The sequence below is a fragment of the Sphaerisporangium album genome (assembly GCF_003323745.1).
In the GTDB taxonomy this organism is placed as follows: domain Bacteria; phylum Actinomycetota; class Actinomycetes; order Streptosporangiales; family Streptosporangiaceae; genus Sphaerisporangium; species Sphaerisporangium album.
The window spans coordinates 313,459-337,885 of the sequence record NZ_QOIL01000007.1 but is presented as its reverse complement, the minus strand read 5'-3'; the positions used below and the strand labels follow the sequence as shown (position 1 = coordinate 337,885).

General features: G+C 73.2%; 19 protein-coding genes. 2 read left to right on the top strand and 17 right to left on the bottom strand.

Features of this window, described 5'->3' with window-relative positions; all coding sequences use genetic code 11:
• Positions 1-21: 21 nt before the first annotated feature.
• The 10 genes from DQ384_RS15415 to DQ384_RS15370 form a co-directional block, all read right to left on the bottom strand.
• Positions 22-1,209: an aldehyde dehydrogenase family protein gene (locus DQ384_RS15415; RefSeq protein ID WP_147268785.1), complete on the bottom strand. Its 1,188-nt coding sequence runs from the start codon at positions 1,207-1,209 to the stop codon at positions 22-24.
• Positions 1,210-1,240: 31 nt separating this feature from the next.
• Positions 1,241-2,188, bottom strand: a complete 948-nt coding sequence (locus DQ384_RS15410) for a ribonucleotide-diphosphate reductase subunit beta (RefSeq protein ID WP_114029462.1) — start codon at positions 2,186-2,188, stop codon at positions 1,241-1,243.
• Between the two features lie 40 nt (positions 2,189-2,228).
• Positions 2,229-3,845, bottom strand: a complete 1,617-nt coding sequence (locus tag DQ384_RS15405) for a carbamoyltransferase C-terminal domain-containing protein (protein WP_114029461.1) — start codon at positions 3,843-3,845, stop codon at positions 2,229-2,231.
• Between the two features lie 7 nt (positions 3,846-3,852).
• Positions 3,853-5,223, bottom strand: coding sequence for a class I adenylate-forming enzyme family protein (locus tag DQ384_RS15400; protein ID WP_114029460.1), 1,371 nt, complete (start codon positions 5,221-5,223; stop codon positions 3,853-3,855).
• Positions 5,223-6,896, bottom strand: a complete 1,674-nt coding sequence (locus DQ384_RS15395; protein WP_114029459.1) for a thiamine pyrophosphate-binding protein — start codon at positions 6,894-6,896, stop codon at positions 5,223-5,225. Before DQ384_RS15395 ends, DQ384_RS15400 begins: the two co-directional genes overlap by 1 nt.
• A complete protein-coding gene (locus DQ384_RS15390) occupies positions 6,893-7,720 on the bottom strand; it encodes a glycosyltransferase family A protein (protein ID WP_114029458.1) in 828 nt (275 codons plus the stop codon). Before DQ384_RS15390 ends, DQ384_RS15395 begins: the two co-directional genes overlap by 4 nt.
• Entirely contained in the window at positions 7,699-8,724 is a 1,026-nt protein-coding gene (locus DQ384_RS15385) for an NAD-dependent epimerase/dehydratase family protein (protein ID WP_342769400.1), read from the bottom strand. Before DQ384_RS15385 ends, DQ384_RS15390 begins: the two co-directional genes overlap by 22 nt.
• Positions 8,714-10,075, bottom strand: a complete 1,362-nt coding sequence (locus tag DQ384_RS15380) for an MFS transporter (protein WP_181871221.1) — start codon at positions 10,073-10,075, stop codon at positions 8,714-8,716. The genes DQ384_RS15385 and DQ384_RS15380 overlap by 11 nt, the downstream gene beginning before the upstream one ends.
• Positions 10,068-12,149: an HAD-IIIC family phosphatase gene (locus DQ384_RS15375; RefSeq protein ID WP_147268784.1), complete on the bottom strand. Its 2,082-nt coding sequence runs from the start codon at positions 12,147-12,149 to the stop codon at positions 10,068-10,070. Before DQ384_RS15375 ends, DQ384_RS15380 begins: the two co-directional genes overlap by 8 nt.
• Before the next feature lie 110 nt (positions 12,150-12,259).
• Positions 12,260-13,357 (bottom strand): hypothetical protein, encoded by a 1,098-nt coding sequence (locus DQ384_RS15370; RefSeq protein ID WP_147268783.1) that lies wholly within the window; start codon positions 13,355-13,357, stop codon positions 12,260-12,262.
• Between the two features lie 428 nt (positions 13,358-13,785).
• Between DQ384_RS15370 and DQ384_RS15365 the strand changes: the two genes are divergently transcribed.
• Positions 13,786-14,442 (top strand): HAD family hydrolase, encoded by a 657-nt coding sequence (locus DQ384_RS15365; protein WP_245966497.1) that lies wholly within the window; start codon positions 13,786-13,788, stop codon positions 14,440-14,442.
• Between the two features lie 60 nt (positions 14,443-14,502).
• On the opposite strand, the gene DQ384_RS15360 is transcribed toward DQ384_RS15365, so the two are convergent.
• The 5 genes from DQ384_RS15360 to DQ384_RS15340 are packed head-to-tail and all read right to left on the bottom strand — an operon-like array spanning position 14,503 to position 21,021.
• Entirely contained in the window at positions 14,503-16,560 is a 2,058-nt protein-coding gene (locus DQ384_RS15360) for a sensor histidine kinase (RefSeq protein ID WP_114029453.1), read from the bottom strand.
• Complete coding sequence (locus DQ384_RS15355; RefSeq protein WP_114029452.1) at positions 16,533-17,882, bottom strand: amidohydrolase family protein; 1,350 nt, start codon at positions 17,880-17,882, stop codon at positions 16,533-16,535. Before DQ384_RS15355 ends, DQ384_RS15360 begins: the two co-directional genes overlap by 28 nt.
• A 40-nt stretch (positions 17,883-17,922) precedes the next feature.
• Positions 17,923-18,738, bottom strand: a complete 816-nt coding sequence (locus tag DQ384_RS15350) for an energy-coupling factor transporter transmembrane component T family protein (protein WP_114029451.1) — start codon at positions 18,736-18,738, stop codon at positions 17,923-17,925.
• 4 nt (positions 18,739-18,742) lie between these two features.
• Complete coding sequence (locus tag DQ384_RS15345; RefSeq protein WP_114029450.1) at positions 18,743-19,303, bottom strand: ECF transporter S component; 561 nt, start codon at positions 19,301-19,303, stop codon at positions 18,743-18,745.
• Positions 19,300-21,021 (bottom strand): ABC transporter ATP-binding protein, encoded by a 1,722-nt coding sequence (locus DQ384_RS15340; RefSeq protein WP_114029449.1) that lies wholly within the window; start codon positions 21,019-21,021, stop codon positions 19,300-19,302. The genes DQ384_RS15345 and DQ384_RS15340 overlap by 4 nt, the downstream gene beginning before the upstream one ends.
• A gap of 456 nt (positions 21,022-21,477) precedes the next feature.
• Here DQ384_RS15340 and DQ384_RS15335 point away from each other — a divergent pair, with 456 nt between their 5' ends.
• Positions 21,478-22,308, top strand: a complete 831-nt coding sequence (locus DQ384_RS15335; RefSeq protein ID WP_114029448.1) for a tyrosine-protein phosphatase — start codon at positions 21,478-21,480, stop codon at positions 22,306-22,308.
• A gap of 101 nt (positions 22,309-22,409) precedes the next feature.
• Here the strand turns inward: DQ384_RS15335 and DQ384_RS15330 are convergent, their stop codons facing one another.
• Together DQ384_RS15330 and DQ384_RS15325 are read right to left on the bottom strand one after the other, a co-directional pair.
• Positions 22,410-23,450: a Gfo/Idh/MocA family oxidoreductase gene (locus DQ384_RS15330; protein ID WP_114029447.1), complete on the bottom strand. Its 1,041-nt coding sequence runs from the start codon at positions 23,448-23,450 to the stop codon at positions 22,410-22,412.
• Positions 23,447-24,352, bottom strand: a complete 906-nt coding sequence (locus tag DQ384_RS15325) for a proteasome assembly chaperone family protein (protein ID WP_114029446.1) — start codon at positions 24,350-24,352, stop codon at positions 23,447-23,449. Before DQ384_RS15325 ends, DQ384_RS15330 begins: the two co-directional genes overlap by 4 nt.
• Between the last annotated feature and the right edge of the window lie 75 nt (positions 24,353-24,427).

Genomic DNA, 24,427 nt, shown 5'->3' with positions numbered 1-24,427 from the left:
TCGCCGGGCATCGGACGCCTCTCAGACGGCCCGGCGGGCGAGTTCCGCCGAGAGGAGCAGTGGGCGGGCGTGTGAGCGGCCGGACGCGTGGACGCTGCTCGCGTCGGCGCCGTACCCGCCGAAGGGCCTGTTGCCGTCCTCGGCGTCGAACGTGGTGCGGTCGCGGAGGACGACGCTCGTCCCCATGAGCCGTCCGGTCTCGGCGGGCATGCCGTACAGGGACACGTACATGCCGCGGCCGCGCTCCTCGGGGCTGTCGAGCCAGTCGCCGACCTGCCGGAGGCTCTCGTACTCCATGACGCAGAACACGGGAGCGAAGAACTCCGGCGGGTGGAAGGTGGCGTCCCACTCGCGGAACAGCAGGGTCGGTTCCACCCATCCGGTGGCGATGTCGGTGCCGCCGCCCCGGACGACGTCCGAGGCCGGTGACGCGGCGAAGAACGCGGCGGCGCCCTGTACGGCGTCGCGGTAGACCAGCGGGCTGACCTCGGCCCGCGGATCCTGCCGCTCTCCCGCCGCCAGCCGGGCCAGCGCGGCGTCGAGCCGCTCGGTCAGCGGCCCGGCGAGGCTGCGGTGGACGAAGATCACGTCCGGGCTGAGGCAGTCCTGGCCGGAGTTGTAGAGGCGGGTGGACAGCAGGTCGGGCACGACGCGCGAAAGGTCCGCGTCCGGGCCCACCACGACCGGGTTGGGGCCCGAGCCGAAGGTCAGCAGCAGCGTCGCGGGGCCGACCGCCCGCGACACCGAGCGCGCGTTCTCCGGCCGGCCGCAGAACACCATCGCGTCGGCGGTGCGGCAGTCGCTCAGGAAGCGGCGTTGCGAGACCGGGGCCATGTCGACCGGGAAGGGGTTCGGCATGATCGGGTCCTCCGACAGCAGCCGGTGGACGGCCTCGGTCACCTTCTCCACCCTGCTGGAGGGACGGAAGGTGACCGAGCCGGTATAGAGGGCCGGAATCAGCGCGTAGAGCACGTACGAGTACAGGACGTTGTTGGACGGCATGAAGACGGCCAGCGAGCCGATGTGCGGGGGCCTGTTGCGGATGGTCTCCCAGCGCGCTCCCGCGAGCGCGCGCACGGAGCGGTGGATCTCGTCCTCGGCGGCGGCGTGCGTGGCCACCTCCAGCAGGATCCGCCGCAGATCGTCTCTGCGGCGCAGGATGACGTCGATCGCCATCAGGTCGAGTCGCGAGGGTCCGTCTGGCTTCACTGCGGGTGCTCCAGGGCGTGAGGGTGTCTCGTCACCGGTGGGCGGCGGAGTCGGGCGCCGCCCGGGCGACCACGTGGTCGACGAAGCCGTCGTCGAGCCCGATCCGGCGCATGGCGCGGTCGAGGCGGCGCAGGTACTGGCGGGCCCCGGCCCGGAACCGCCGTTCCTGGACGGCGGTGGGGTTGTCCACCTGGTCCACGCGGACCGCCACGGGAACCACCTCTTCGAGCACTTCCTGGACGTCGTCCCGGTGGCCTTCGAGGATCGCCGTGCGCAGCGCGTGCAGGCCGAACGACACGTGCCTGGACTCGTCCCTGGTCATCGCGACGAACCCGGCCTCGATGCCGGACAGGGAGTCCTTCTGGCGGATCAGCCGGATGAGGTTGATCTGGCCGGTGACCGCCAGGGCCCCCTCGGTGACCAGGTGGAAGTGGGTCACCGCCCGTACCCACGTGGCGTAGTGGGACGGACGGGCCAGCAGGTCGCCGACGAGGCGGGCCTCGATCCCGCTGAGACGCCGGTTGGTGGGCGTGAGCGCGGACCAGGATTGCCCGACCATCCGCCGGGGGTCGGGATCGAGCCCGAGCACCTCTTCCCCTATGCGCAGCATCAGCCGGGTGTGACGGGCCTCGTCGGCGGCCTGGGAGGCCAGGAAGACCATGCTGTCCTCGTCGGGCGCCCCGGCCATGATGGGCGCCAGCAGGTCCAGGCCGGTGTACTCGCCGACGATGAAGGTGTGGATGAGTTCGGTGAGCCACGCCTTGGCCCGGTCGCCGAGCCGGTTCGCCCAGTCGTCGTGGTCGGGTCCGAGCTCGACCCGTTCGGCGGCCCACTGCTGTGTCTCCCACCGGCGGTACAGCTCACGCGGGGTGGTGCGGCGCGCGGCCAGGACATCCGCGTGGACCAGGATGTCGCGGGTCGGCACCTTGGTGAGGTCGGAGAGGGACGCGTTGTCGAGAAGCAGCGTGCTCCATCTCATCGGAGCCCCAATCTGGTGGGTGTCGGGGAGGTGCGGCCGGTCATTTACGGACGACCAGGCGGCCGTCGACGATCAGGAAGTCGAGCTCGCACTCCCGGTAGACCTCGGCCACGTCGCCGATGTCGTGAGCGATGGGCCGGCCGCGGCCGTTGAGGGAGGTGTTGATGAGGACCGGCGGGTACCCGGCCCGGTCCAGCGCGGCGATCACCCGGGCCATGGTGTGGTCGTCCTCCTGGACGATCTGGGCGCGCGCGGTGCCGTCGACGTGGACGGCCTCGGGAATCGTGAGGCGACCGTGGGGGGTGACGGTGGTGGCGGCGAGCATGAAGCGTTGCAGGGGGTCCTTCACCTCCCAGAACCGGCCGGCCTGGGAGGCGAGGGCGACCGGCGCCAGCGGCCGCCACATCTCGCGGCCCTTGGCGACGTTGATCCGGTCGCGGACTCCGGGGATCGACGGCAGGGCGATGATCGACCGGTGGCCGAGGGCGCGCGGCCCGATCTCGGCCCGCCCCTCGGCGATGCCGCCCACGGCTCCCGAGCCGAGCAGGCGGACGACCTCGTCGAGGTCGAGATCGGTGCCGGTGAGGTCCGGCGGCAGGTCGCCGTCGAGGGCTCGCCCGAGGAACGGGTCGAGGACCGAGATCTGCCGCGGCGGACGCACCGCCCACGCGGCCCCGAGGGCGACACCCCCGTCGTGGGGGACGGGAGGGCAGAAGACCTCCCCGTCGAGGCGGCCGTTGGCCGAGCAGTTGAGCGCGACCCCGCCCGACAGGCAGACGACGGACTCGCCGGTCACCTCCCGGGCGAAGGCCGCCAGCCGGGTCAGATGCTCCTCCACCGCGCTCTGCGCGCTCCACGCCAGGCGGACGCAGTCCTCGTCCTCGTGCATGGTGGCACGCGGGGCCCGTCTGCGCCCGGTGAGCGTGCCCAGGTAGCGGGACCAGCCCCGCATGATCGTCGCGTACTGGTCGTCCTCGTGGTGGTCGAAGAGTGGCATCCCGTCCGCGGTGAGCAGGGGGAAGGGGGTCATCCCGGCGGCGCGGCCGTAGGACGCCAGGCCCATGGTCTTCCCTGCGTTGAGGACGCCGAGCCGCAGGTGCTCGCAGACCGCCGCGTACATGTCGCCGAGCGACGCCGGCTGGGGCAGGCGCGCCTTGCCGAGCAGGCCCCGCGTCCGGTCCGCGCGGTAGACGCTGATGCTGTCGTCCTCCCCGTTGCCGTCCATGACCAGGACGGCGGCGCTCTCGTAGGGCGAGGCGTGGAACGAGGACGCGGCGTGGGCGCGGTGGTGCTGGACGAAGACGAGCTCCGGTGGCCGCGTGCCGGCGTCCAGGCCGAGAAGCCGCAGGTAATGCCGTGCCGAGCTGTACCGCCAGGGCTCCCCGCAGACGGCGCCGACCCGGGGGACGTCCCATCCGACGGCCACGACGTCGATGTCCGCGACGTCGGCGCCGGCGTGGTCGAGGCACGCGCGCACGGCGTCGGCGGGGTACTCGAAGACCCCGTAGCGCCGCTTCGAGTGGCGTTCCTGCTCCTCGAAGACCGTCACCCGGCCGTCCTCGTCGACCAGGCAGGCGCTCGGGTCGTGCCCGCCGTACGGGCACTGCTCGGGGGACAGCAGGGTGGGCGGGGCGTTGATTCCCAGGACGTATCCCATGTTTCCCCTAGGGTCGCGGATCGGCCGTGGTGGTATGGGTGCCCGCGAGGGCCCGTATGGCCCGGCGGTCGAGCTTGCCCGAGGGCAGGCGCGGGAGCGCGTCGACGTGGTGGATGCGGCGGGGCCGCAGCTCGGGAGGCAGCGCCGCCCGGCATGCCGCCACGGCGAGGGCGGCGAGGTCGCGCCCAGGCCGCTGCGGGCTCATGACGAGGAACGCGACGGTCTGGTCGCCCCGGTCGCCCGTCCCGGGCACGCCGACCACGGCGGCCTCGGCGATCGCGGGTTGTGCCGTGAGGGCTTCCTCCAGGTCGGCCGGCGCGTGGGTGCGCCCGTGCACGATGACGGCCTCGCGGATCCGGCCCGTGACGACGAGCCTGCCGGAGGGCAGCACCGATCCGGTGTCGCCGGTGCGGAGCCAGCCGTCGAGGAACGCGGCCTCGGTGGCCTCCGGAGCGCCGAGGTAGCCCGTCATCACGCTGGGGCTGCGCACCAGGATCTCGCCGCCCGGCCCGGCGCGGAGCTCGGTGCCGTCCAGGGGCCGGCCGACCGTGCCGGGCGCGAAGTCGCCGGGGGCGTTGAGCGCCACGTTGGGACCGGCCTCGGTCAGCCCGTACCCGTCGTGGATCGGCCCGCCGACGACGTCGGTGAACTCCGCCTGCAACCGCGTGGCCAGGATGTCCCCGCCGCAGCCCCGGACGCGCAGGCGGCCAAGGGCGGCGCGCAGCTCCGGGTCGTGCCCGGCCCGCGCCAGCAGGGCCCGGTACATCGACGGCACACCGTCCAGGCAGGTGATCATGTGGCGTCTCATCCGCTCGGCGACCAGCGCCGTGCCGAAGCGGCTCTCCAGGTGCAGGGCGGGACCGCCGGCGACCCACTGCTGGAGCACGCTGAAGCCGTACGCGTGGATCGCGGGCAGGGGGAGCAGCAGGGCGTCGCCGTCGTCGAAGCCCAGCCGCTCACGGGTGGCGGTCCGCTGGTAGCGGATCGCCGTCGCGCCGAGCAGCACCGCCTTGGCCTCGCCCTCGCTGCCCGAGGTGAAGAAGCAGTAACCGCCGTCCTGGCGCCCGGCGCGCGGACCGGCGGGAGTGGCCGCCATGGGGACCACCGCGCATCCCTCCGGCGAGGGGACCACGCGGGCCGCCGCCGGTATGGACGCGCCCGGCCGCCCGGAGGTGGGGCCGCCCAGCACGAGCACGGCGCCGAGGCGTTCGGCCGCCAGGGTGGCGACGACGACGGGCAGGCCGTCGCGGTGCGGGACCTCGATGCCGGCGTCCGCTCCGGCCCCCGCCCGCTCGGCGGCGAAGCAGACCTGGTCCACCAGGGCGGACAGGAAGCCCGGATCGACCTCGGCACCGTCCACGTGCAGCGCCCCGCGCATCAGTGACCGGGTCCGGAGAAGACGCGGTCCACGCCCGCGGGGACGTCGTCGTCGGGCACGGCGATCCTGACCAAGGCGGGCTGCCCGGTCTTCGCCACCTCGCACGCGGTGCGCAGCGCCTCCTTGGTCTCGGCCTCGGTCGCCGGGGTCGCCGACCAGCCGCCGAAGGCGCGCGCCAGCTCCGCGACCGGCAGCGGGGCGCGGAATCGCGTCAGGTGGGCCGGCGCCCCGTCCAGGCGCCGCAGGTGCCGGGGCCAGCCGAAGCCCTGGTTGTCGAAGACGACGATGACGACGCCCAGCCGCAGGTCGCCCATGGTGGCGAGGGCGTTCATGCTCAGCGAGACGGCGCCGTCGCCGGCCAGCACCACCACCTGCCGGTGGGGGACGCAGGACGCCGCGCCGACGCTCGCGGCCACGCCGAACCCCATCATGGTCTGCTCGCCGGGCGTCACCACGCTCATCCCTCTTCTGACGGTCAGCAGGGGGAAGTGGTAGCTCCACATGTCGTGCAGGCCGTTCTCCTGCACGATGATCGCGTCGTCGTCGAGGACGTCGCCGAGGCAGGCGAGCGCCCGCCGTACCGGCGAGCCGGTGACGTCCCCGGCGGCCTCGGTCAGCAGCCGCCCCCTGAGGGCGCCGATACGCTCGCCACGCTCCCGGGCGCGCGCCGGGTCCGGGGGACGGTCTCGCAGCCGCGCGGCCAGTTCCGCGCAGACCAGCTCGGCGTCGCCCAGCAGGCGGTGGTCGCTCGTCCGCGCGGTGTCGAACGCGGCGTGGTCCTGGTCGACGTGGACGATCGGGACGCGGGCGAACGCTTCCCACCCCGTGCGCACCGTCTCCTCCAGGCGTGTGCCGACCGCGAGCAGCAGGTCGCAGCCCTCCAGCAGTTCGGTCGCCGGCGGGGTCGCGTAGAGACCGGCCAGGCCCATCGTCAGGGGGTGGGTCTCGTCGACGGACCCCCGGCCGGACCCGGTCGTGAAGATCGGGGCGACCACGGCCTCGGCGAGGCGTTCGACGGCGCGGCCCGCGTCGCCCCAGCGCGTGCCACCGCCCGCGAGGACCACCGGGGCCTGGGCCCGGCGCAGCAGGCCGGCGGCGTGGTCGAGGTCGGCGGGTTCGGGGACCGAACGCAGACGGCGCGGGCGCCCGCCCGCGTCCTGCGGGTGATCGGTGTCGGGTTCGCGCCGCTCGGCGGCGACGACCAGCATGGTGAGCCCGGGGCGTCCGTTGAGGGCGAGGTGGACGGCCCGGCGCACGGCCCAGGGCACCTGCTCCGCCCCTTCCACCAGGGTGTGCCACTTGAGCAGCGGGCCCGCCATGGCCTCCTGGTCGACCTCCTGGAACCCGCCGCGCCCGATCTCGCGGGAGCCGATCCTGGTGGTGACGACGACGATCGGCACCGCCATGGACGCGGCTTCCAGCAGACCGGTCAGGGCGTTGACGACGCTCGGGCCGCTCGTCACCGCGAGGACGGCGGGCGAGCGTGACACGGCGGCGTGCCCGGCCGCCGCGCAGGCCGCCACCCGCTGGTCCCGGACCAGGACCGTCCGCAGCAGGTCGTGCCGGTCGGCGGCGTCGAGCAGCCCCGGGTCGTCGGACGGAAGGCCGAAGACGGCCTGGCAGCCCGCCGAGGCCAGGGCGGCGGCCAGCGCGGTCCACACGGGCTCGATCACGGGCGGTCCTCCGTTCCGAGGCCGCCGAGGTTGGAGTAGCCGCCCATGTAGTAGTCGAGCGTCGCCTTCCTGCTGCACTCGACGCGGATCTTCTGCTTGATGAGCTCGTGGCTGAAGGCCATGTCCTCGGTGAACTCCAGGCGGCGCCGCCAGCGGGTGTAGTGGACGGGGAACGGGATGCGCCGGTGCAGCTCCCTCCTGACCAGGAACTCGCTGGTGTCGACCCGGCAGACGATCTGCCCCCGCGCCGTCAGCGTGTCCCGCACCACGTTGGACCCGTCCTCGAAGACCCCGAGGTCGCGCAGGTGGGCGTAGGAGGAACGGCGCCTGTCCGGGTCGGGATGCCAGGGGTCCTCTCCGTCCGGGAGGTACGGCCTCCCGGCGGCGTCGAGCAGGTTCCGCCAGCTGTGCGCGACCTGGACGTCGGGGTCCTCGTCCAGGATCCGCCGCAGCGACCGCAGGTGGCCGGGGCGGAAGGCGTTGTCGTCGTCGAGCTGTGCCACCATGTCGCCCCGGCTCATCTCGATGCCGAGGTTGCGCAGGTGGGCGAGCTTGGACGGCAGGTAGCCGTCACCCTCCATCCCGCCGTCGCGCAGCTCCCGCGCCGAGACGTTGCGGATCACCGCCGAGGGGAACGACGTCCGCAGCTTCGCCACGTGCGACTCGTCGGACAGGAACGGGCAGTCGTCGCCGATGACGACGTGCTCCACCTCGACCCCGGCCTGGGCGGCCACCGAGGCCATGGCCCGCTCCAGCGCGCCGGGCCTGTTCCGGGTGAGCGTCACCACGCTGACGAGGCCGGTCACCGGGCGTCCCTCGCCCACTGGATGGTCCTCGCCAGGCCGTCGCGCAGGGCGGTCTGCGGCTTCCAGTTCAGCAGTTCCCTGGCCAGGGTGAGGTCGGGCCTGCGCCGCCGGGGATCCTCGGGGGGCAGCGGCAGGTGCCGGACCTGGTCTCCCAGGCCGTGTGAGGCGTCCGGGTCACGGGTCCGGCCGGGAGGGCGCCCGCCGCTCGGCCCGGTGTCGTCCTCGCCCGCGGTGAGCCGCAGGATGAGAGCGGCGAGGTCCAGCACGCTCACCTCCTCGTCGCTGCCGATGTTGACCGGGCGCCCGCCGGTGTCGTGGACACAGCTCGCGACCATGCCCTCCACGGCGTCGTCGACGTAGCACAGCGAGCGCGTCTGGCCGCCGTCCCCGAAGACCGTCAGCGGAAGCCCGGACAGGGCCTGGCCGATGAACGCCGGGACGACCCGCCCGTCCGAGAGGCTCATGTGCGGGCCGTACACGTTGAAGAGACGGACGATGCCGCACCGCACGCCGTGCACCCGCGAGAACGACGTCGTCAACGCCTCCGCGAAGCGTTTGGCCTCGTCGTACATGCTTCGCGGGCCGACCGGGTTGACGTTCCCGAAGTAGCTCTCCCTCTGGGGATGCTCGCTCGGCTCGCCGTACACCTCCGACGTCGAGGCGAGCAGGAAACGCGCCCCCTTCTCGCGCGCCAGCGTCAGGGCGTTCCAGGTGCCGGCGCTGCCCGCCCGCAGCGTCTCCAGGGGGAGCCGCGCGTAGTCGCGGGGCGAGGCGGGGGAGGCGAGGTGCAGCACGGCGTCCACGGGGCCGGGGACGCTCCACGGTTCCGTCACGTCGGCCACGACGAGCTCGAAGCGCGGGTCGCCGAGGAGGTCCCGGACGTTGGCGGCGCTGCCGGTGACCAGCGAGTCCAGGCACACCACGCGGGCACCGGCGCGCACGAACCTGCGCGACAGGTGCGAGCCGAGGAAGCCCGCGCCGCCGGTGATCACCATGGTGGCGTGCGACCAGTCATGTGTCACGTTCGACCTCCGTCCGTCCGGTACTCTCCGTGGGCTCCGCGCCCGGCGGCGCGGGGGCGCGGCCGAACACCGGGTACCCGACGACCACGGGAAGGGTGATCAGCGCGAAGATCCCCGCGGCCACCCACGTCAGGCCGGCGCTGCCGGTCAGCGGCGCGCCGATCGTCAGGCCGAGCGCCGTGCAGACGTCCAGCAGCGGGATGAGCGCGGCGAAGTAGCGGCCCATGTGCTGGTCCGGCAGGCGCCGCTGCACCTCGGCGAAGTACACGACGCTGGCCACCGATTCCAGGAACCCGGCGAGGAACAGCAGGCCGTACAGCGCCCCGTGCAGGGGGAGGAACGGCATCGCGAGCCAGCAGAAGCCCTCCAGGGCGTTGCCCAGCACGTACACCTTGCCGGCGTGGAACCGCCCCAGCCTGCCGCCCAGGAAGCCGCCGACGATGCCCCCGGCTCCCATCGCGGCCAGCGCGTAGCCGTACACCTGGTGTTCGGGAAACCACTCGGCGGTGGCGGCGATGAGAAACGTACGGCCGAGCGCCACCGCGAAGACGTAGGTGAACGAGGTTATGGTCAGGCCCAGTAGGAAGCGGTCCCGGCCGACCGCGCGGGCCAGGTCGCGCGGCCCGTCGACGAAGGCCCCCTGGATCGTCTTCCTGACCACGGCGGCCGTCCCGCCGGCCGTCCCTTCCCGGTCCTTGCCCGGCTCTTTCCGCGCGTCCCGGGCGCGCAGCGGTATGCGCAGGATCAGCACGGCCGCCGCGGCGGCGCTCGCGGCCTCGGCGGCGAACAGCCAGACCAGGCCCAGCGAGGTCGCGATGGCGGCCGCGAGGGCCGGGCCGAGCAGCATGGTCGTCCGCTCGGCGGTCACCACCGAGCTGTTGCCTTCCAGTTCGGCGCCCGGCTTCATCGCCTGCGGGCGCAGGGCCATCCACGCCGGCACGCCGAACATGTAGGTGATGCCGGTGAGGAACGACAGGACGTAGAGCTGCCAGAGCTCGGTCGTCAGCGGGAAGAGCGCCACGACGGCGGCGCTGGACACCGAGCTCCACACCGCGACCCGCCGGGGGTCGATCCGCTCGATGAGATAGCCGGCGACCGCGCTGAGCAGAACCGTCGGGACCAGGCGGATGCCCAGCGCGATGCCCACGGCCAGGCCGAACCCGTAGCGATCGGCGGCGAGCAGCGGGATCGCCACCTGGGTCATCGACGAGCCGAGCTGGAGGAGGAACAGCGAGACGACCAGCGTGGCCAGCGCCTCGTTGTCCCTGAAGCCCCCCGTGAACCGGCGCAGGATCCCCCGCGGCCTGGTCTCGGTCCGTCGTTCACCGGTCGTCTGCTCCGTCTCAGGCACCGGCCGCCTCCTGCACGCGGGCCGCGGTGCCGGCCTGGACGTCCAGCCGGTGCGGCAGATCGTCCAGGGAGGGCAGCCGGCCGGGGTCGGCCAGCCGGAAGAGCCCCGCGCCGGCGGGCTCGAATCCGGCGGACGTGAAGATGCCGCGGCACGGATGGTTGCGCGCGGTCTCGACGATCGAGCCGGTGGTCCCCGGCCGGTCCCCGCCGCCGGCCCGCAGGGTCGCGACCAGGAAGGGCAGCGCGACGTCCAGGCCGAGGACCCGGCAGCTCACCACCATGCCCGCGACCTCGGCACCTCGCAGCATCACGACCCCCACCAGGCCGTAGTCGGCGATCCTGTCCGACACCGACAGCGTCCACACCGCCGACGTGGCAGCCGACGCGCGCGCCTCCTCGCCGGTCAGCGTGCTCCCCATCGTGTTGAACTGCGTCGTACGGCCGCACAGCTCGACGACGCGGGGCAGGTCCGCGGGTACGGCCGGCCGTACGGTCATCGTCACCTCCAGGTCGCGCAGGAAGGACCGGCGGTCGGTCGCCGAGGCGAGCTCCTCGCGCGCGAGCATCGCCTTGGTGGTCACGGCCCGCAGAGCGCTCTCCTTGGTCACCGAGCCGGTCTGGCAGCGGGGATCGCTGAGCAGGGCCCGGCGGAAGTCGTGGACGGGAACGTCGAGTACCCGCACGCCGGGGGCGCGCGCCCGCACCTCCAGCCGTTCGACGTGGTTGTCGTCGAGGAAGAGGACGCTCTCCGGCGCCACCTGCAGATCACGACATATGCGCAGGATGTTGGCCGACTTGTCCTCCCAGTTGATGCGATGGGTGACGAAGTCGTCCGGAGAGATCATGAGGCGGCCCTGGTTTCGCCGCCACAGGTCCAGCGTCACCTCCGCCGACCCCTTGCCGCAGGTCGCCAGCAGGATGCCGCGCCTGCCGAGCAGAGCCAGCGCCTGCTGCACGCCCATGTGGAGCCACCGGCTCGTGCCGTCGGAGTCGACCCAGCCGAACCCGGTCTCGGCGGCGTTGCCCGGCCACAGGGTGCCGTCCAAGTCCGTCACGACGCACTTGATCTGGCCGAGGCGGTGGTGCGCGACGTGGCAGTCCAGGTACTCCTCGGCCAGCAGCGAGCTGAGCCCCGGCGTCTGGTTGGGCTGTTCCACCGTGAGATCGGGCATCCCGCCGTGGTGGCCGTACGGGAAGTACAGGTCGTCGAACAGCCGGCCCGCTCCGTGCCGGGCCGCGAGAGCCTGTTCGTCCAGCACCATGACGTTGCCGTGCGCGGACGCCGCCGCGTCGATCCGGAGGTTCAGGCCGCCGACGAGCTCACGGAATCCGGCCGGTGTGCGGAAGTCGAACCGGCCGAACGGGGAGATGGCGGGGAAGGCGAAGTTGTGCACCAGCACCAGGCGATCTCCCGCGGCGGCGGCCAGGTCGTCGATGTGCGAGGCGACCAGCCTGCCGAGCGCGGCGGCCTGACGGCGGCGGCGCCCCTCGTCCTCCAGTGCCCCGTGGTCCCAGAGCGGGCTCATGAAATGCTGGGTGGAGGGCTGCAGGACGATGAGATGCGGATCCCAGGCGCCGATCTGCTCGGCGAGCGGCTCGCGGTCGTCCGGCCACAGGTGGCGGGTCGTCACGCTGAGGCCCCGGCGCGCCCCCCGGCGTACCAGGGCGTCCTCGGCGAACTGCAGGACGCAGCCGCCGACCAGCATGACGCGCATCGGCGTCAGACCGCCCTCGCCGTCCGGCGTACCCGCCTGGCCCGTGACGCCCGGCCCGGGCGTGAGGTCGCCGGGGCCCACCGGATCGAGCTCCAGGTAGCGCGCGCGGCCGTCACCCTCGGTGACCGCGCGTTCGGCCTGCTCCAGTTCGTCGGCGTCCTCGGGGACGACGAAGCCCCGGTCGCGCAGCATGGAGAAGAGGGCGGCGGCGGTGTCCGGCCGGAGGCTGTCGCCGGCGAACTCGGCGGCGGTGAGCGGCCGGGAGAGCAGCGGCCCGCACAGGCGCCAGAGGTCGGCCCTCAAGGTGAGGCGGTGCAGATGGATCGGGTGGGTGAGGACGACGCAGTCGCTCAACTCCACGACCGACACAAGACGGCTCCATCGGTGGCGCTGCTGGCGCAAGACGATCTCCCTGGCGTCCGGTTCGTCGGCCGGCGGCCCGCCGCCGCGGCCGGGAGGATGGTCCGGTCTCACGAGGCGGCGGCGTCCTCGATCACCTTGCAGCAGCCGTCGAGGATGTCGTGCTCGCGTCCTTCGAGGTCACGGACGACCGAGGCGATGTACTCCATGGTCCCGGCGTGCGGGCGGATCGTGTAGCGGAGTCCCGCCATGGAGGCGACCCCGGCGTCCTCCACCACCGCGTCATAGGCCGACAGGTACGGGGCGAGTACGTCTTCGAGGTCGTGGCGCGCGGCGACGTAGTCGAGCCGCGCCTTCACCAGCTTCTTGTGCTCGCCGAACAGGTGGACGATCCGGTAGTCGAACTGGGAGCTGTAGTCGGGCTCGCCGGTCGCCATCTCGACATCCGGCGAGACGCCCTGGAGGTGGGCGGCGATGTCGGCGTAGACGTCCATGCCGAACCGCACCGCCGGGCGTTCGAGCAGGTCGGACGACCGGGGGAACCACCAGTGGCCGAAGATGTGCTCACCGCCCTTCGGCTCCCGGTCGACGTACGACCGGAGGCGACGGCCGAAGTCGGCGAGGTCGAACGCGGGCGCGTTGCCCCTCGGCCACAGCACCTGGATGCACCCGGTCATGACGGCCAGTCGGTCCACGCCCGTGATCTCGGCCATACCTCGCCTGAACGCCTCGTTCACCGCCTCGAAGCCGAAGTTCATCGACGTGAACCGCCCGCGGTTGTCGAACGCCACGGCCATGACGTGGCGGGCGTCGCGGTCGTAGCCGTAGAACAGGAACTCGTGGACGTAGGAGCCCGGATAGCCGCGCAGGTGGTTCTCGTCCACGAAGGCGATCAGGTGCCGGCCGGAGTCGACGGTCTCGATGATGAAGTCCACCAGGTCGCCGATCGCCATGGCCTCGCCGCGGGTCACCACCGACGTCTCCAGCACTTCGGTGTAGGCGAAGCTGTCGGTGTAGTCCACGCAGACGTCGCCGGGCCTGATGTCGCCCGGGCGGCGCGAGACTCCGTAGGAGTGGAGCTGGACGAATCGTCCCATGAACCATTCGTCGACGCCGCTCGCGAGCGCGACGCACAGCGGCAGAGCGCCGTACAGGTAGGAATTGTGGTGGTGTTGCACGTTCGTCGGCAGAGCGACTCCGGCTGCCAAGATCGACTCATCCCCCTATGGCGTGCATGTAACCCGCGGGTGGGAACCCGCGGACGTCAGGCGATCGATCAGGAAGGTGGGCGACCGTCCACGACGCGGACACGTCTGCCAGGGCCCGTGCCGGACGCGGCGGCGTCCTGCTCGGCGTGAACACCCCGTACGTACTACGACCTGGCAGCCGGCTCCGTGCTCCCGGGTGGCGGGACCATGGGCGGTTGGAGCTTTACGAAGGGTCGGAAGTGCTGTGGAGGCTGGGCGCAAATCGTTAAGACTCGCCCAGTATCAGCAAATGTGTGGTATCGAGTCAATAGATCTAGTCAGAAGCTGGCGGCGGCGACCGTCCCCGCGTCACCGGGCATGCGTGGATCACTGGCGCTCATCGCGGCCGAGTAGGGTGCGGTACTGGCACATCGTGGAGGGGGAGTCGGGTGGTTCGGGCGCTGGTGTTCGATGTCGGGGAGACGCTGGTCGACGAGACGCGCATCTGGTCGCGGTGGGCCGACCGGCTGGGGGTGCCCCGGTTCGTCATGATGGGCGTGCTCGGCGGGATGGCGGCGCTCGACCGGTCCCACAGCGACGCCTTCCAGATCGTGCGGCCGGGCATCGACCTGTCCGCCGAGCTGGACGCCTGGCGGCGGGAGGAGCCGGGCGGGCTGCGGGAGAACTTCGACGAGGACGACCTGTACCCCGACGTGCGGCCGGGGCTCGCCGCGCTGCGGGAGGCCGGGTACCAGCTCGTCATCGCCGGCAACCAGCCGCCGCAGGCGTACGACCAGCTGGCCGCGATGGACCTGCCGGTGGACGGCATCCACACCTCGGCCGGCTGGGGCGTCAGCAAGCCGCACCCGGAGTTCTTCGCCAAGGTCGCCGCCGTGGCGGGCCGCGAGCCGGGGGACGTTCTGTACGTCGGGGACCGGCTGGACAACGACGTGATCCCGGCCGCCGAAGCGGGAATGCGCACGGCCCTGCTGCGCCGGGGCCCGTGGGGCTACCTGCACGCGGAACGCCCCGCCGCTCAGCGGGCCGATGTGATCATCGACACCATCCCCGACCTCGTCACCGTCCTGGCCGAGGGCCGCGTTTAGTACCGGTCGTCAGGTGCCACCGGGCCGGTCGGCGTCCAGCGTTCCTGGTGAGGCCGGACGTCAGCGGCGGTTGGTCGGGTCCGAGCCCTGCTCCAGGGAGATGACGGCGGGCATCGAGCCGGTGTCCGGGCCGGCGGGCTCCTCGTCCAGGCCCGCGGGGATCACCAGGCCGTGGGGGAGCAGCACGACGGCGGTGGTTCCACCGTACGGGGAGCGGCGCAGGGCCACCTTGATGTCGTGGCGGGCGGCCAGGCGGCTGACGACGAACAGGCCGAGGCGGTCGCTGTCGGCGAGGTTGAACTCCGGCGGGTCGACCAGCCGCCGGTTGATCTCTTCGCGGTCCTCGGGGGTCAGACCGAGGCCGCGGTCCTCGATCTCGACGGCGAAGCCCCGGCCGACGAGGTCGCCCCTGATGTAGACGCGGGTGCTGGGCGGGGAGAAGACGGTGGCGTTCTCGATCAGCTCGGCCAGCATGTGGATCACGTCGGCGACGGCCGTGCCGACCAGCGAGGCGTCCGACATCGGCATGACGGTGACGCGCGAGTAGTCCTCCACCTCGGCCACCGAGCCGCGCACCACGTCGTGCATCGGCACCGGCCTGCGCCACGCGCGGCCCGCGGGCGCGCCGGAGAGGATGATCAGGCCTTCGGCCTGGCGGCGCATGCGCGTGGTCAGGTGGTCCAGCCGGAACAGGTCGGCCTGGGCGTCGGGGGCGTTGGTCTTGCGCTGCATCGTGTCGAGATGCGTGAGCTGGCGGTGCAGCAGCGACTGGTTGCGCCGCGCCAGGTTGCGGAACACCAGGCTGACGCCCCTGCGCAGGTCCGCCTGCCCGACCGCCGCCTTGACGGCCGTGCGGCGTACGGTCGAGAACGCCTGGGCGACGTCCTGCACCTCCAGGGTGGTGCCGGTGATGTGGATCGGCGGCGCCTCGGTGTCGACCTCGACGGGCTCGCTGTCGCGCAGCTTGCGGACGACGCCGGGAAGCCGCACGTCGGCGAGCTCCAGGGCGGCGCTGCGCAGGTCGGCCAGCTCCTGGGAGAGGCCCCGGCCGAGCCGCGCGGACAGCACCACGGCGAGCAGGATCGCGACGAGCCCGAGGCCCGCCGCGATGGCGATCCGGGCGACGATCCCGAAGGACGCGTCGTCGGCGCGGAGGTTCAGCAGGGCGGCGCTGTCGGCGGTGAGCCGGTCCACCCGCGTGCCGAGCGTCCCGGCGAGCCCCTGCCACGCGGTGGCCTGCCCCAGGGCGCCGCGCCGCGCGCCGACCTCGTTCTCGATGGCGGTGAGGCGCTTGTAGTCGGCCGAGGAGAGCAGGCCGTCGTACGGCCGGCGCAGCTCGGGGTCGAGGTCCCGCATCCCGCGGTCGAACAGGAGCCTGCGGCCGGCGACGATCTGCGCGAACGCGCGCTGCTCCTCGGCGCCGAGCTGCCCGCGCAGCAGCGCGCCGGACAGGAGCGCGTCCTCCTGGGACAGCAGCTCGCGCGACCCGGCGATGGTCTGCAGCCCGTTCGCCTGCCGGTACAGCGCGGGGTCGGGGACGGTCACCAGCCGGTCGGTCATCCGGTAGAGCGAGTTCTGGATCTCGGTGTACTGCTGGACGGCCCCCAGCCGGTCGAGGGACCGGGAGTCGACCTGCTCCCGCAGTCCGCCGAGCCGCTGCAGCTCGCGCTCCAGCGCGGTGAGGCCCTCCACCACGTCGGGCCCGGTGGCGCTCGACCCCTCCTGGGAGGTCGCGCGCTGGTGGAGCAGCACCACGGCCCGGTCGGTCTCCTCCCGGGCGGTGGACAGGCGCCCGCCGTCGGGGCCCGTCCCGCTCAGGAGGACCGCGGACAGGTGGCGCTCGTCACGTACGCGGTCGGCTAGGGCGAAGGCGGGCACCGCGACCTGTTCGAACTGCGTGACGGCCCTGCGCAGCTCGAACACGTCGCTGACCAGGTACCCGGTGATGAAGGTCCACAGCAGGATCAGCGCGACGATGGGCAGGCTGAGCAGCGAGTACAGCTTGAAGCGGAGCGTCCTCTTCCGGAGGGCCGGATCCCCGGCACGGGTCGCCGGCGCGAGGAGCCCGCATAACGGGCCGCCGAGCCTGGTCAGTGCCGCCGTGAGGCCAGCGCCCACGTATTACCTCCGGAAGTGATGTTCGCGAGACGGCCGGCGTGGACGCCACCGGTGACCGTGGCGACGCACCGCCCCGGGCCGTCCTCGATGAGCGTGCGGTACGGGTCCCGGCCGCCGGGGTCCACGTCGAAGACGGCGAGGTCGCACCGCGCGCCGATGTCCAGGGAGCCGATCCGGCCCGGCCCGGCGTCCAGGCCGAGCGCGCGGGCGCCGCCGATGGTGGCGGCCTCGACGAGGCGGCGCGCGAGGTCGGCGGCGCGGTACCCCTGCTCGCGGGCGAGGGCGTGCAGCAGGCGGACGTCTTCGAGCAGGTCCAGCGAGGGCGAGGAGGCGAGCGAGTCGGTCCCGACGGCGACCACGCCGCCCTCCTCCAGCAGGGCGGCGACGGGCGGGCCGTCGATGCCGAGGGTCCGGTTGGAGCGCGGGCACAGCGCGACGCCGACCCCCCGGGCGCGCAGCAGCGCCCGCTCGGCGGCGTCGAGGTGGACGCCGTGGGCGACGTGGCAGTGCGGGCCGAGCAGGCCGAGGCCGTCGAGGAAGTCGGCGGGCCCCTGGCCGGTGCCGCCCGCGCGCAGGATCTCGAAGTCCAGCCCGATGCGGCGGACCAGCGCCGCCAGCGGCCCGGTGCCCGAGACGGTGAACTCGCGCTCGTGGACCGACTCCTGCAGGTGGATGTGCCCTCGCAGCCCGTACGCGCGCATCAGGTCGGCTAGGTCGGCGAGGACCGCGGTGTCCAGCGTGTACGGGGCGTGCGGCGCGATCCCGACGCGCGCCGTCCACGGGCCGTCGCCGCGCGGGACGTCGCCGGCGGCGAGGCGGTTCAGGGTGGAGGTGAGGCGCCGGCGGCCGGCCTGCGCCCACTCGCGGTCGTTGTCGCCGAGTATCTCCAGGTAGGAGACCCCGGCCAGGCCCGCCTCACGCGGGACGGGCAGCGCGTCGAGGTCGGTCACGACGTCGCCCACGGCCGTGGTTCCGTGGCGCAGCGCGAGCAGGGCACCCTCGCGGGCGCTCGCCGCCCAGTCCTCGCCCTCCAAGGCGGCGTGGGCCTCGTCGAAGGTGTCCGACCACTCCTCGAACGTGCCGTACACGCGCGCGCCGACCTTGGCCATGCGGGTGAACTGCAGGTGGGTGTGCGCGTTCACCAGGCCCGCGACGACGACCCCGGGCCAGCGGGCCTCCTCGGCGCCGGGGTGCGCCGCGAGCGTCTCGCGCCGGGTCCCGATGGCGAGGACGCGGCCGTCCCGCGCGGCCACCGCCCCGTCGCGGATCGGCGGCCGGGCGATGGGGACGAGCAGCGGCGCCGAGTGGACCACGACCGTCATATGGCCTCCACGCCCGCGGCGACGGCGAGCCCCGCGCGGTTCACGGGACCCACACCGTCTGCGTGAGCCCGAGGATCCTGGCCACCAGCATCGCCGCGGCCATCGCCGCGAAGCCGCCCAGCACGAGCAGGTCGGCGCGGTCGAAGGCCAGCTCGCGCATCCACGTGCGGTGCCGGCCGCCGAACGCGCGCAGGTCCATGGCGTTGACGGTGTCCTCGGCGTCGACCAGGGCGTTCACGGTCACCGGCACCACCACCGGCCTCAGCGTGAGCAGGCGCTTGACCGGGTTGCGACTGCGGCTGTGCTCGTACCCCCGCAGGCGCTGGGCGTCCACGGTCTCGCGCAGGCTCGCCCAGGTGGAGGGAAGGAAGCGGAAGGTGAGGTCCACCCCGTACGCCAGGCGCTGGGACAGCCCGAGCCGCGCGAAGGCCACGCCGAAGTCCGCGGGCGCGATGGCGAACGCCACCGGGAAGCCCACCATCGCCAGGGAGACGTACCGGACCAGGATTGTCGCCGCGTACGACAGCGTCGCCCAGGTCACGTCGGTGTGCGCGAGCGGGACGGTGAACAGGACGCTCCCCCAGGAGCGCGTGTCGGCCGGTGTCAGCACGCTGTTCACGATGACCAGCAGTGTGGTGAACGTCAGCATGAACGTCCAGTTCGCCCGCACGCCGCGCCACGGGATGCCCGCGGCGCGGTAGTACAGCAGCGCGACGGCCGTGCAGGCGAGCACCGGGCGCAGGTCGTCGATGCCCGCCACGGCCGCGAGGTGGAGCACGGGCACCAGCAGGAGCACGCGGGGATCGCGGCGGCTCAGGAAGGAGCCCGCGCCCAGGTAGCGCGGCGTGACGTCCATCAGGTCACCGGCCGGCGCGCTTGGACAGCGGCTCCCAGATCGCGTCGAGCGCCGGGGTGAGGACGACGACGGCGGCGGCGTCGGCCAGCAGGGCGGGCCCGTAGTTCAGGGTGAGGAAGGTGTTGAAGTCGATGCCCTGCAACGGGATGTCGGTGATGACGAACAGCAGGCCGATGGCGGTGGCGGCCACCGCTCCGAGGGCGGTGACCACCAGGCGCAGCACCTCGTTGGCGATCGGCGGCAGGTAGGCGAAGATCAGGCCCGCGACGGCGCCGACGAGGCCGTTGGCGACGCTCCAGTTCCAGTACGTCAGGCCGCCGCCCTGGATCAGGTCGATCACGATGTTGCCGACGAACCCGACGAAGAAGCCCGCGATCACGCCGAACCGCTTGCCGAAGAACGGCACCAGGGCGAAGGCCGGACGCACCGCGACGTACTGGGTGCCCGGGATCAAGAAGCTGAACAGGCCCAGCACCGCGTACAGGGCCGCCCCGACCGCGCCGTAGACGACCGTCCGCGACGAGATCTCCAGTAACGGCCCTCGGCGGGCCGTGGCTGCGCTCATGAGCAGGTGGTTCCTTCCTGGGGGAATGGGTTGGAACTCCCGGAGGGCCCGGGTGCGTGGGATGAGAGGGCGCGGGCGAGGTCGAACGGGTGAGGTACCGACCCCGCGCCGCGGCCCGGTGACGGCCTGAGCGGCTCGGACGCGCCGGGCGGCGCCGGCGGCAGATGGTCGCGGACCGCTCGCACCAGGCTCGTGGCGCGCAGCCCCGCCTTCGACCAGACGCTCTCGTCGCGGGCCAGCTCGGCGGGGGAGGCGTCGGCGACCACCCGTCCCTTGTCCACGACGACGACGCGGTCGGCGTAGGTCAGGGCGAGGTCGACGTCGTGGGTGATGAAGTACACGCTCTCCACGCTCTCGGCCGCCAGGGCGTGGCCGAGGAACGCCGTGGTGGTGCGCAGGTCCTGCCCGGCGGTCGGCTCGTCCAGGATGAGCGTTCGCGGGCGCATGACCAGCGCCAGGGCGACGGTGAGGCGGCGCTGCTGTCCGAACGACAGCGTCCTCGGCGGCCGGTCCATGATGTCCTTCTCGCCGTCGAGCAGCACGGCCCGCAGGACGTCCGCCGAGTCCCTGGCGATCTGCTCGGGTCCGCGGCCGAGGTTGCGCGGGCCGAAGGCGAGCTCCCGGCCGACGGTGGCGCTGAACAGGGCCTGCCCGGGGTTCTGGAACACGTAGCCGAAGGTCGTGGCCAGGGCGGCGATCGACCGCTCGGCCACGGGGGAGCCGTCCACCAGCACCTCGCCGCGCGCGGCGGCGACGAGCATGACGGCGGCGCGCAGCAGGGTGGACTTGCCGGCGCCGTTCGGTCCGAGCACCGCGACCCGCTCGTGGGCGCCCAGGGCGAGGTCGACCCCGGTGAGCACCCTGCGCGGGCCGTATGCGAGGGCGACCCCCTGGTACTCCAGGCGGGGGACGGCGTCCTCGCCCTCGCGGCGGGGAGGAGGGGTCACGGCGGGCAGCTCGCCGGCGCGGGCCACCAGGGTGGGGAAGGGCAGCTTGACGTGGCCGGCGGGAGCCATGCGCAGGAACCCCTCGACGGGGCCGAGGTAGCGGGTGGCGCCGTCCTCCAGGTACAGCACCTCGCCCGGCCCGAACTCCAGCATCTCCTCGACGCGGTGCTCGACGACCACGGCGGCGCCGCCCTCGTCGACGAACCTCCGGATCTCGCGCATGAGGCGCAGGCTCGCCGCGGGGTCGAGGTTGGCCAGCGGCTCGTCCACGACGACGACCCGCGGGGCCATCGCCAGCACGCCCGCGAAGGCCACCATCTGGAGCTCCCCGCCGCTGAGCCCGGCGGTCGCCCGGTCCAGCAGGTGGGTGACGCCGACGCGGCCGGCGACTTCCTCGACGCGGCGGCGGATCTCCTCGCGGGGCAGTCCGAGGTTCTCCGGCCCGAACGCGATCTCGGCCGCGACGGTGGTGCCGACGATCTGGCGGCGCGGGTCCTGGAGCATGGTGCCCACGATGGTGGAGATGTCGCGGATCGTCCTGGCCGCGACCGGACGGCCGCCGACGAGCACCTCGCCGCAGACCTCGGCCCGGTAGGCGTGCGGGATCAGCCCGTTGAGCAGCCGCAGCAGCGTGCTCTTGCCGCATCCGGACGGCCCGGTCACCAGCGTGAGGTCCCCCGGGCCGACGGTCAGCGAGGTCGCGCCGAGCGCGGCCTGACCGGTGGAAAGGTAGCGGACGCTCGCGTCACGGACCTCGATGAGCGCGGTCATGACGGATCGACTGGTTCCTTCCGATGTGCCCCGCGGTGGTGGCCGGCGTGGACCGAATCACAATGCCCAGAGGAGATTAAAGGGGACGGCGTGTTGTCAGCGCAATTGCTGGTGAAACCGGTGCATTAGGCGTGCTGACCGAATTGTGCGCTTTCGGGTAGCTCAATTACGGACATGTGAATTCGGAACGGGGCGCCGGTTACGCAGGTGTTTCGGAGCGGCACGGCGCGCATCCGCCGGGCGCGCGGCCGGGTGGACGGGCCGATCATGCGGCGGCCGGGAGCAGGGGGCTCCGCGCGGTGGGGGCGGCTCCGGCGCGCGCCGGCCGCGGCGCGCCGACACCCCGGGCGTGCCGCTGTCAGGGCGGCAGCCGCCACGTGATGGACACGTCTTCTGACACTTTGCCCCGCGCCGCGTTCTCCGCACGGACATAGAGCGCATATAGGCTGGCAAGTGATGAACGAAGTAACGAGGTGGATAGCCCTTGACGGGGCCGTGAACGTGCGGGACCTAGGCGGTCTCCCCACGCAGGACGGCCGGACTACGCAGTTCGGGCGGGTGCTCCGCTCGGACAACCTGCAGGGACTGACGGAGACCGACGTGCAGAGGCTCGTCGGCGAGATCAAGCTCCGCGACGTGATCGACCTGCGCTCCAACGCCGAGGTCGCCCTCGAAGGCCCCGGCCCGCTGACCCGTGTACCCGAGGTCGGCATCCATCACCTGACGCTGTTCGCCGAGGGCGGCCGGTACACCGACGTCGAGGCCGACACCGGCGACCCCGCGGACGGCGCGCGCCGCCGCCGCATCGACGCCGACCGGGTGCTCCCCTGGCAGGGCAGGCGCGAGGACGACCCGCGCGAGGTCCGGGTCATCGGCTTCTACCACGCCTACCTGCGCGACCGGCCCGACTCGGTCCTCGCCGCGCTGCGGGTGCTCGCCCGGGGCGACGGCGCGGCCATCGTCCACTGCGCGGCCGGCAAGGACAGGACGGGCGTCGTCAGCGCGCTGGCGCTCTCGGTGGCCGGCGTCACCCGCGAGGCCATCGTCGCCGACTACGCGGCCACCGGTGACCGGCTGGAGAGGGTCCTGGCGCGGCTGCGGGCCAGCACGACCTACCGCGACGACCTGGACGCCCAGCCCGCGGAGAACCACCTGCCGCGGCCGGAGTACATGGAGTACTTCCTCGGCGTGCTCGACGAGACCTACGGCGGGCCGCTCGGCTGGCTGGAGCGCAACGGCTGGACGCCCGACGACGCGACGGCCCTGCGCGCACGCCTGCTCGGCTGAACGCCCCGGGCGGCCATGATCGGCCGGACCGGGCCCCGCTCGGTGCCCTGATCGGCCGCCCGGTCTCGTTATCGGCCGGACGGGCCCCGTGATCGGCAGGATCAGGCCCGCGCGGGGTCCAGCGTGACGACGCGGCGCTCGGCGGCCGACGTGCGCGCGGCGTGCAGCACGGCCAGCGCCCCGGCGACCTCGGCCGGGTCGACCGGCGGCGGCGCTCCGTCCCGCAGGCAGGCCACCACCCCGGCGTAGAACTCGGGGTAGGCCCCCGGCACGGTCTCGACGGGGCGGCTCTCGCCGTCGGTGCCGAGCACACCCCAGCGCTCGGCGGGCTCGGCCCCCCAGCCCGGGCCGCCCGGCCGCTCGCCCGCCCGCAGGCGGTCCTCCTGCGGGTCCAGGCCCCACTTCACGTACGCCGCGCGCGAGCCGAGCACCCGGAAGCGCGGCCCGAGCCGGGCGGCGACCGAGCTCATCCACAGGTGGGAGCGCGCGCCGGAGGCGTGTGTCAGCGCCACGAAGGCGTCGTCGTCCGCGCCGACGCCCGCCCGCCGGACGTCGGTCTCGGCGTAGACGTCGGTCGCCGGGCCGAGGTAGCGCAGGGCCTGGTCAACCAGGTGGCTGCCCAGGTCGTACAGCAGGCCGCCGAGCTCCTCCGGGCCGCCGTTCTCGCGCCACCCGCCCTTGGGCACCGGCCGCCACCGCTCGAACCGCGACTCGAAGCGGCGGACCTCGCCCAGGTCGAGCGTGCCCAGCGTCAGGAAGTCGCCGTCCCAGCGCCGGTTCTGGAACACCGTCAGCATCAGGCCGCGCTCCCGCGCGAGATCGGCCAGCTCCAGCGCCTCGGCGGCCGTCGCGGCGAGCGGCTTGTCCACCACGACGGGCAGCCCCGCCTCCAGCGCCGCCCGCGCCAGCGGGACGTGCGTGCGGTTGGGCGAGGCGATCACGATCAGGTCCAGGCCGAGCCCGAGCAGGTCGTCGACGTACGGGACGACCCGCGCGTCCGGATGGTCGCGGGCGACCCGGGCCGCGCGCTCCGCGTCGCGCGTCACGACGGCGGCGAGCCGGAGCCCCTCCGTCGCGGCGATCAGCGGGGCGTGGAAGAACTCTCCGGCCGTGCCGTAGCCGACGAGGCCGGTCGCGATCACGAGTCGGTCTCGTCGCGCTCGGCGAGGAACCGCTCGAACTGCGCGGCGAGCTCGTCTCCCGTGGGCATCGGCGTGGTCTCGGCCATGAGGTTCTCGCGCTCCGACCCCGCGGTGAACGCGTCGTACTGCTGTTCGAGGCCCTGGATGGCCGTGGACAGCTCGGCCGAGGCGACGATCTGCTCCTCGATCTCGGCCGTGGTCTTCTCGGCGGCGTCCCGCAGGCCGTCCATCGGGAACACCAGCCCGGTGCCGCGCGTCACCGCCTCCAGGGCCGTCACCGCCGCCCTCGGGTACTCGGCCTGGGCGAGGTAGTGCGGGACGTGGATGGCGTAGCCGAGGGCGGCGTATCCCCGGGCGCCGAGCCGGAGCTCGATCAGCGCCGCCGCGCTGCCCGGCACCTGGATCTTGCCGAACGGGCTGCCGGGCCCGATGATCAGCTCGGGCCGCGTGCCGTGCGCGGTCACCCCGAGGGGGCGCGTGTGGGGCGCGGCCATGGGGATGCCGTGCACGGTGACCAGCTTGCCGATGTTGAGCCGGGTGGCGAGGGCGCCGATGGCCTCGGTGAACAGCTCCCACTCGCGATCGGGCTCGGGGCCGCTCATCAGCAGGAACGGCGTCCCGGCCGCGTCGTGGGCGAGGTGGACGGCGAGCTCGGGCGTCTCGCAGTCGACCCAGCGATCGGTGTCGAAGGTCATCAGGGGGCGCCGCGACCGGTAGTCGAGGAGGCGGTCCACGTCGAACGTCGCCACGACCCGGTGCTCCAGTTCGGCGAGCAGGTGGCCGACGGCGAGCCTTCCGGCCCCTCCGGCGTCCACGAAACCGTCAAAGTGGTAGAGCAGCACCGGATCGGTCAGCTCAGGGACATCGCCGCTGAGCCGGTAGAGATCCGTCGGGTCGAACACCTTGGGTCCCAGCCTTTCTATCGTCTCTCAAGAGAGAACCTATGGGATGTGGCGAGGATTCCGCCGGGCGAGTGG

What these genes read in the sequence shown, in the direction of transcription:
- DQ384_RS15410 (WP_114029462.1), bottom strand. Translation starts at nt 2,188, where the DNA reads ATGAGATGGAGCACGCTGCTTCTCGACAACGCGTCCCTCTCCGACCTC.
- DQ384_RS15405 (WP_114029461.1), bottom strand. Translation starts at nt 3,845, where the DNA reads ATGGGATACGTCCTGGGAATCAACGCCCCGCCCACCCTGCTGTCCCCC.
- DQ384_RS15400 (WP_114029460.1), bottom strand. Translation starts at nt 5,223, where the DNA reads ATGCGCGGGGCGCTGCACGTGGACGGTGCCGAGGTCGATCCGGGCTTC.
- DQ384_RS15355 (WP_114029452.1), bottom strand. Translation starts at nt 17,882, where the DNA reads ATGACGGTCGTGGTCCACTCGGCGCCGCTGCTCGTCCCCATCGCCCGG.
- DQ384_RS15350 (WP_114029451.1), bottom strand. Translation starts at nt 18,738, where the DNA reads ATGGACGTCACGCCGCGCTACCTGGGCGCGGGCTCCTTCCTGAGCCGC.
- DQ384_RS15345 (WP_114029450.1), bottom strand. Translation starts at nt 19,303, where the DNA reads ATGAGCGCAGCCACGGCCCGCCGAGGGCCGTTACTGGAGATCTCGTCG.
- DQ384_RS15340 (WP_114029449.1), bottom strand. Translation starts at nt 21,021, where the DNA reads ATGACCGCGCTCATCGAGGTCCGTGACGCGAGCGTCCGCTACCTTTCC.
- DQ384_RS15335 (WP_114029448.1), top strand. Translation starts at nt 21,478, where the DNA reads ATGAACGAAGTAACGAGGTGGATAGCCCTTGACGGGGCCGTGAACGTG.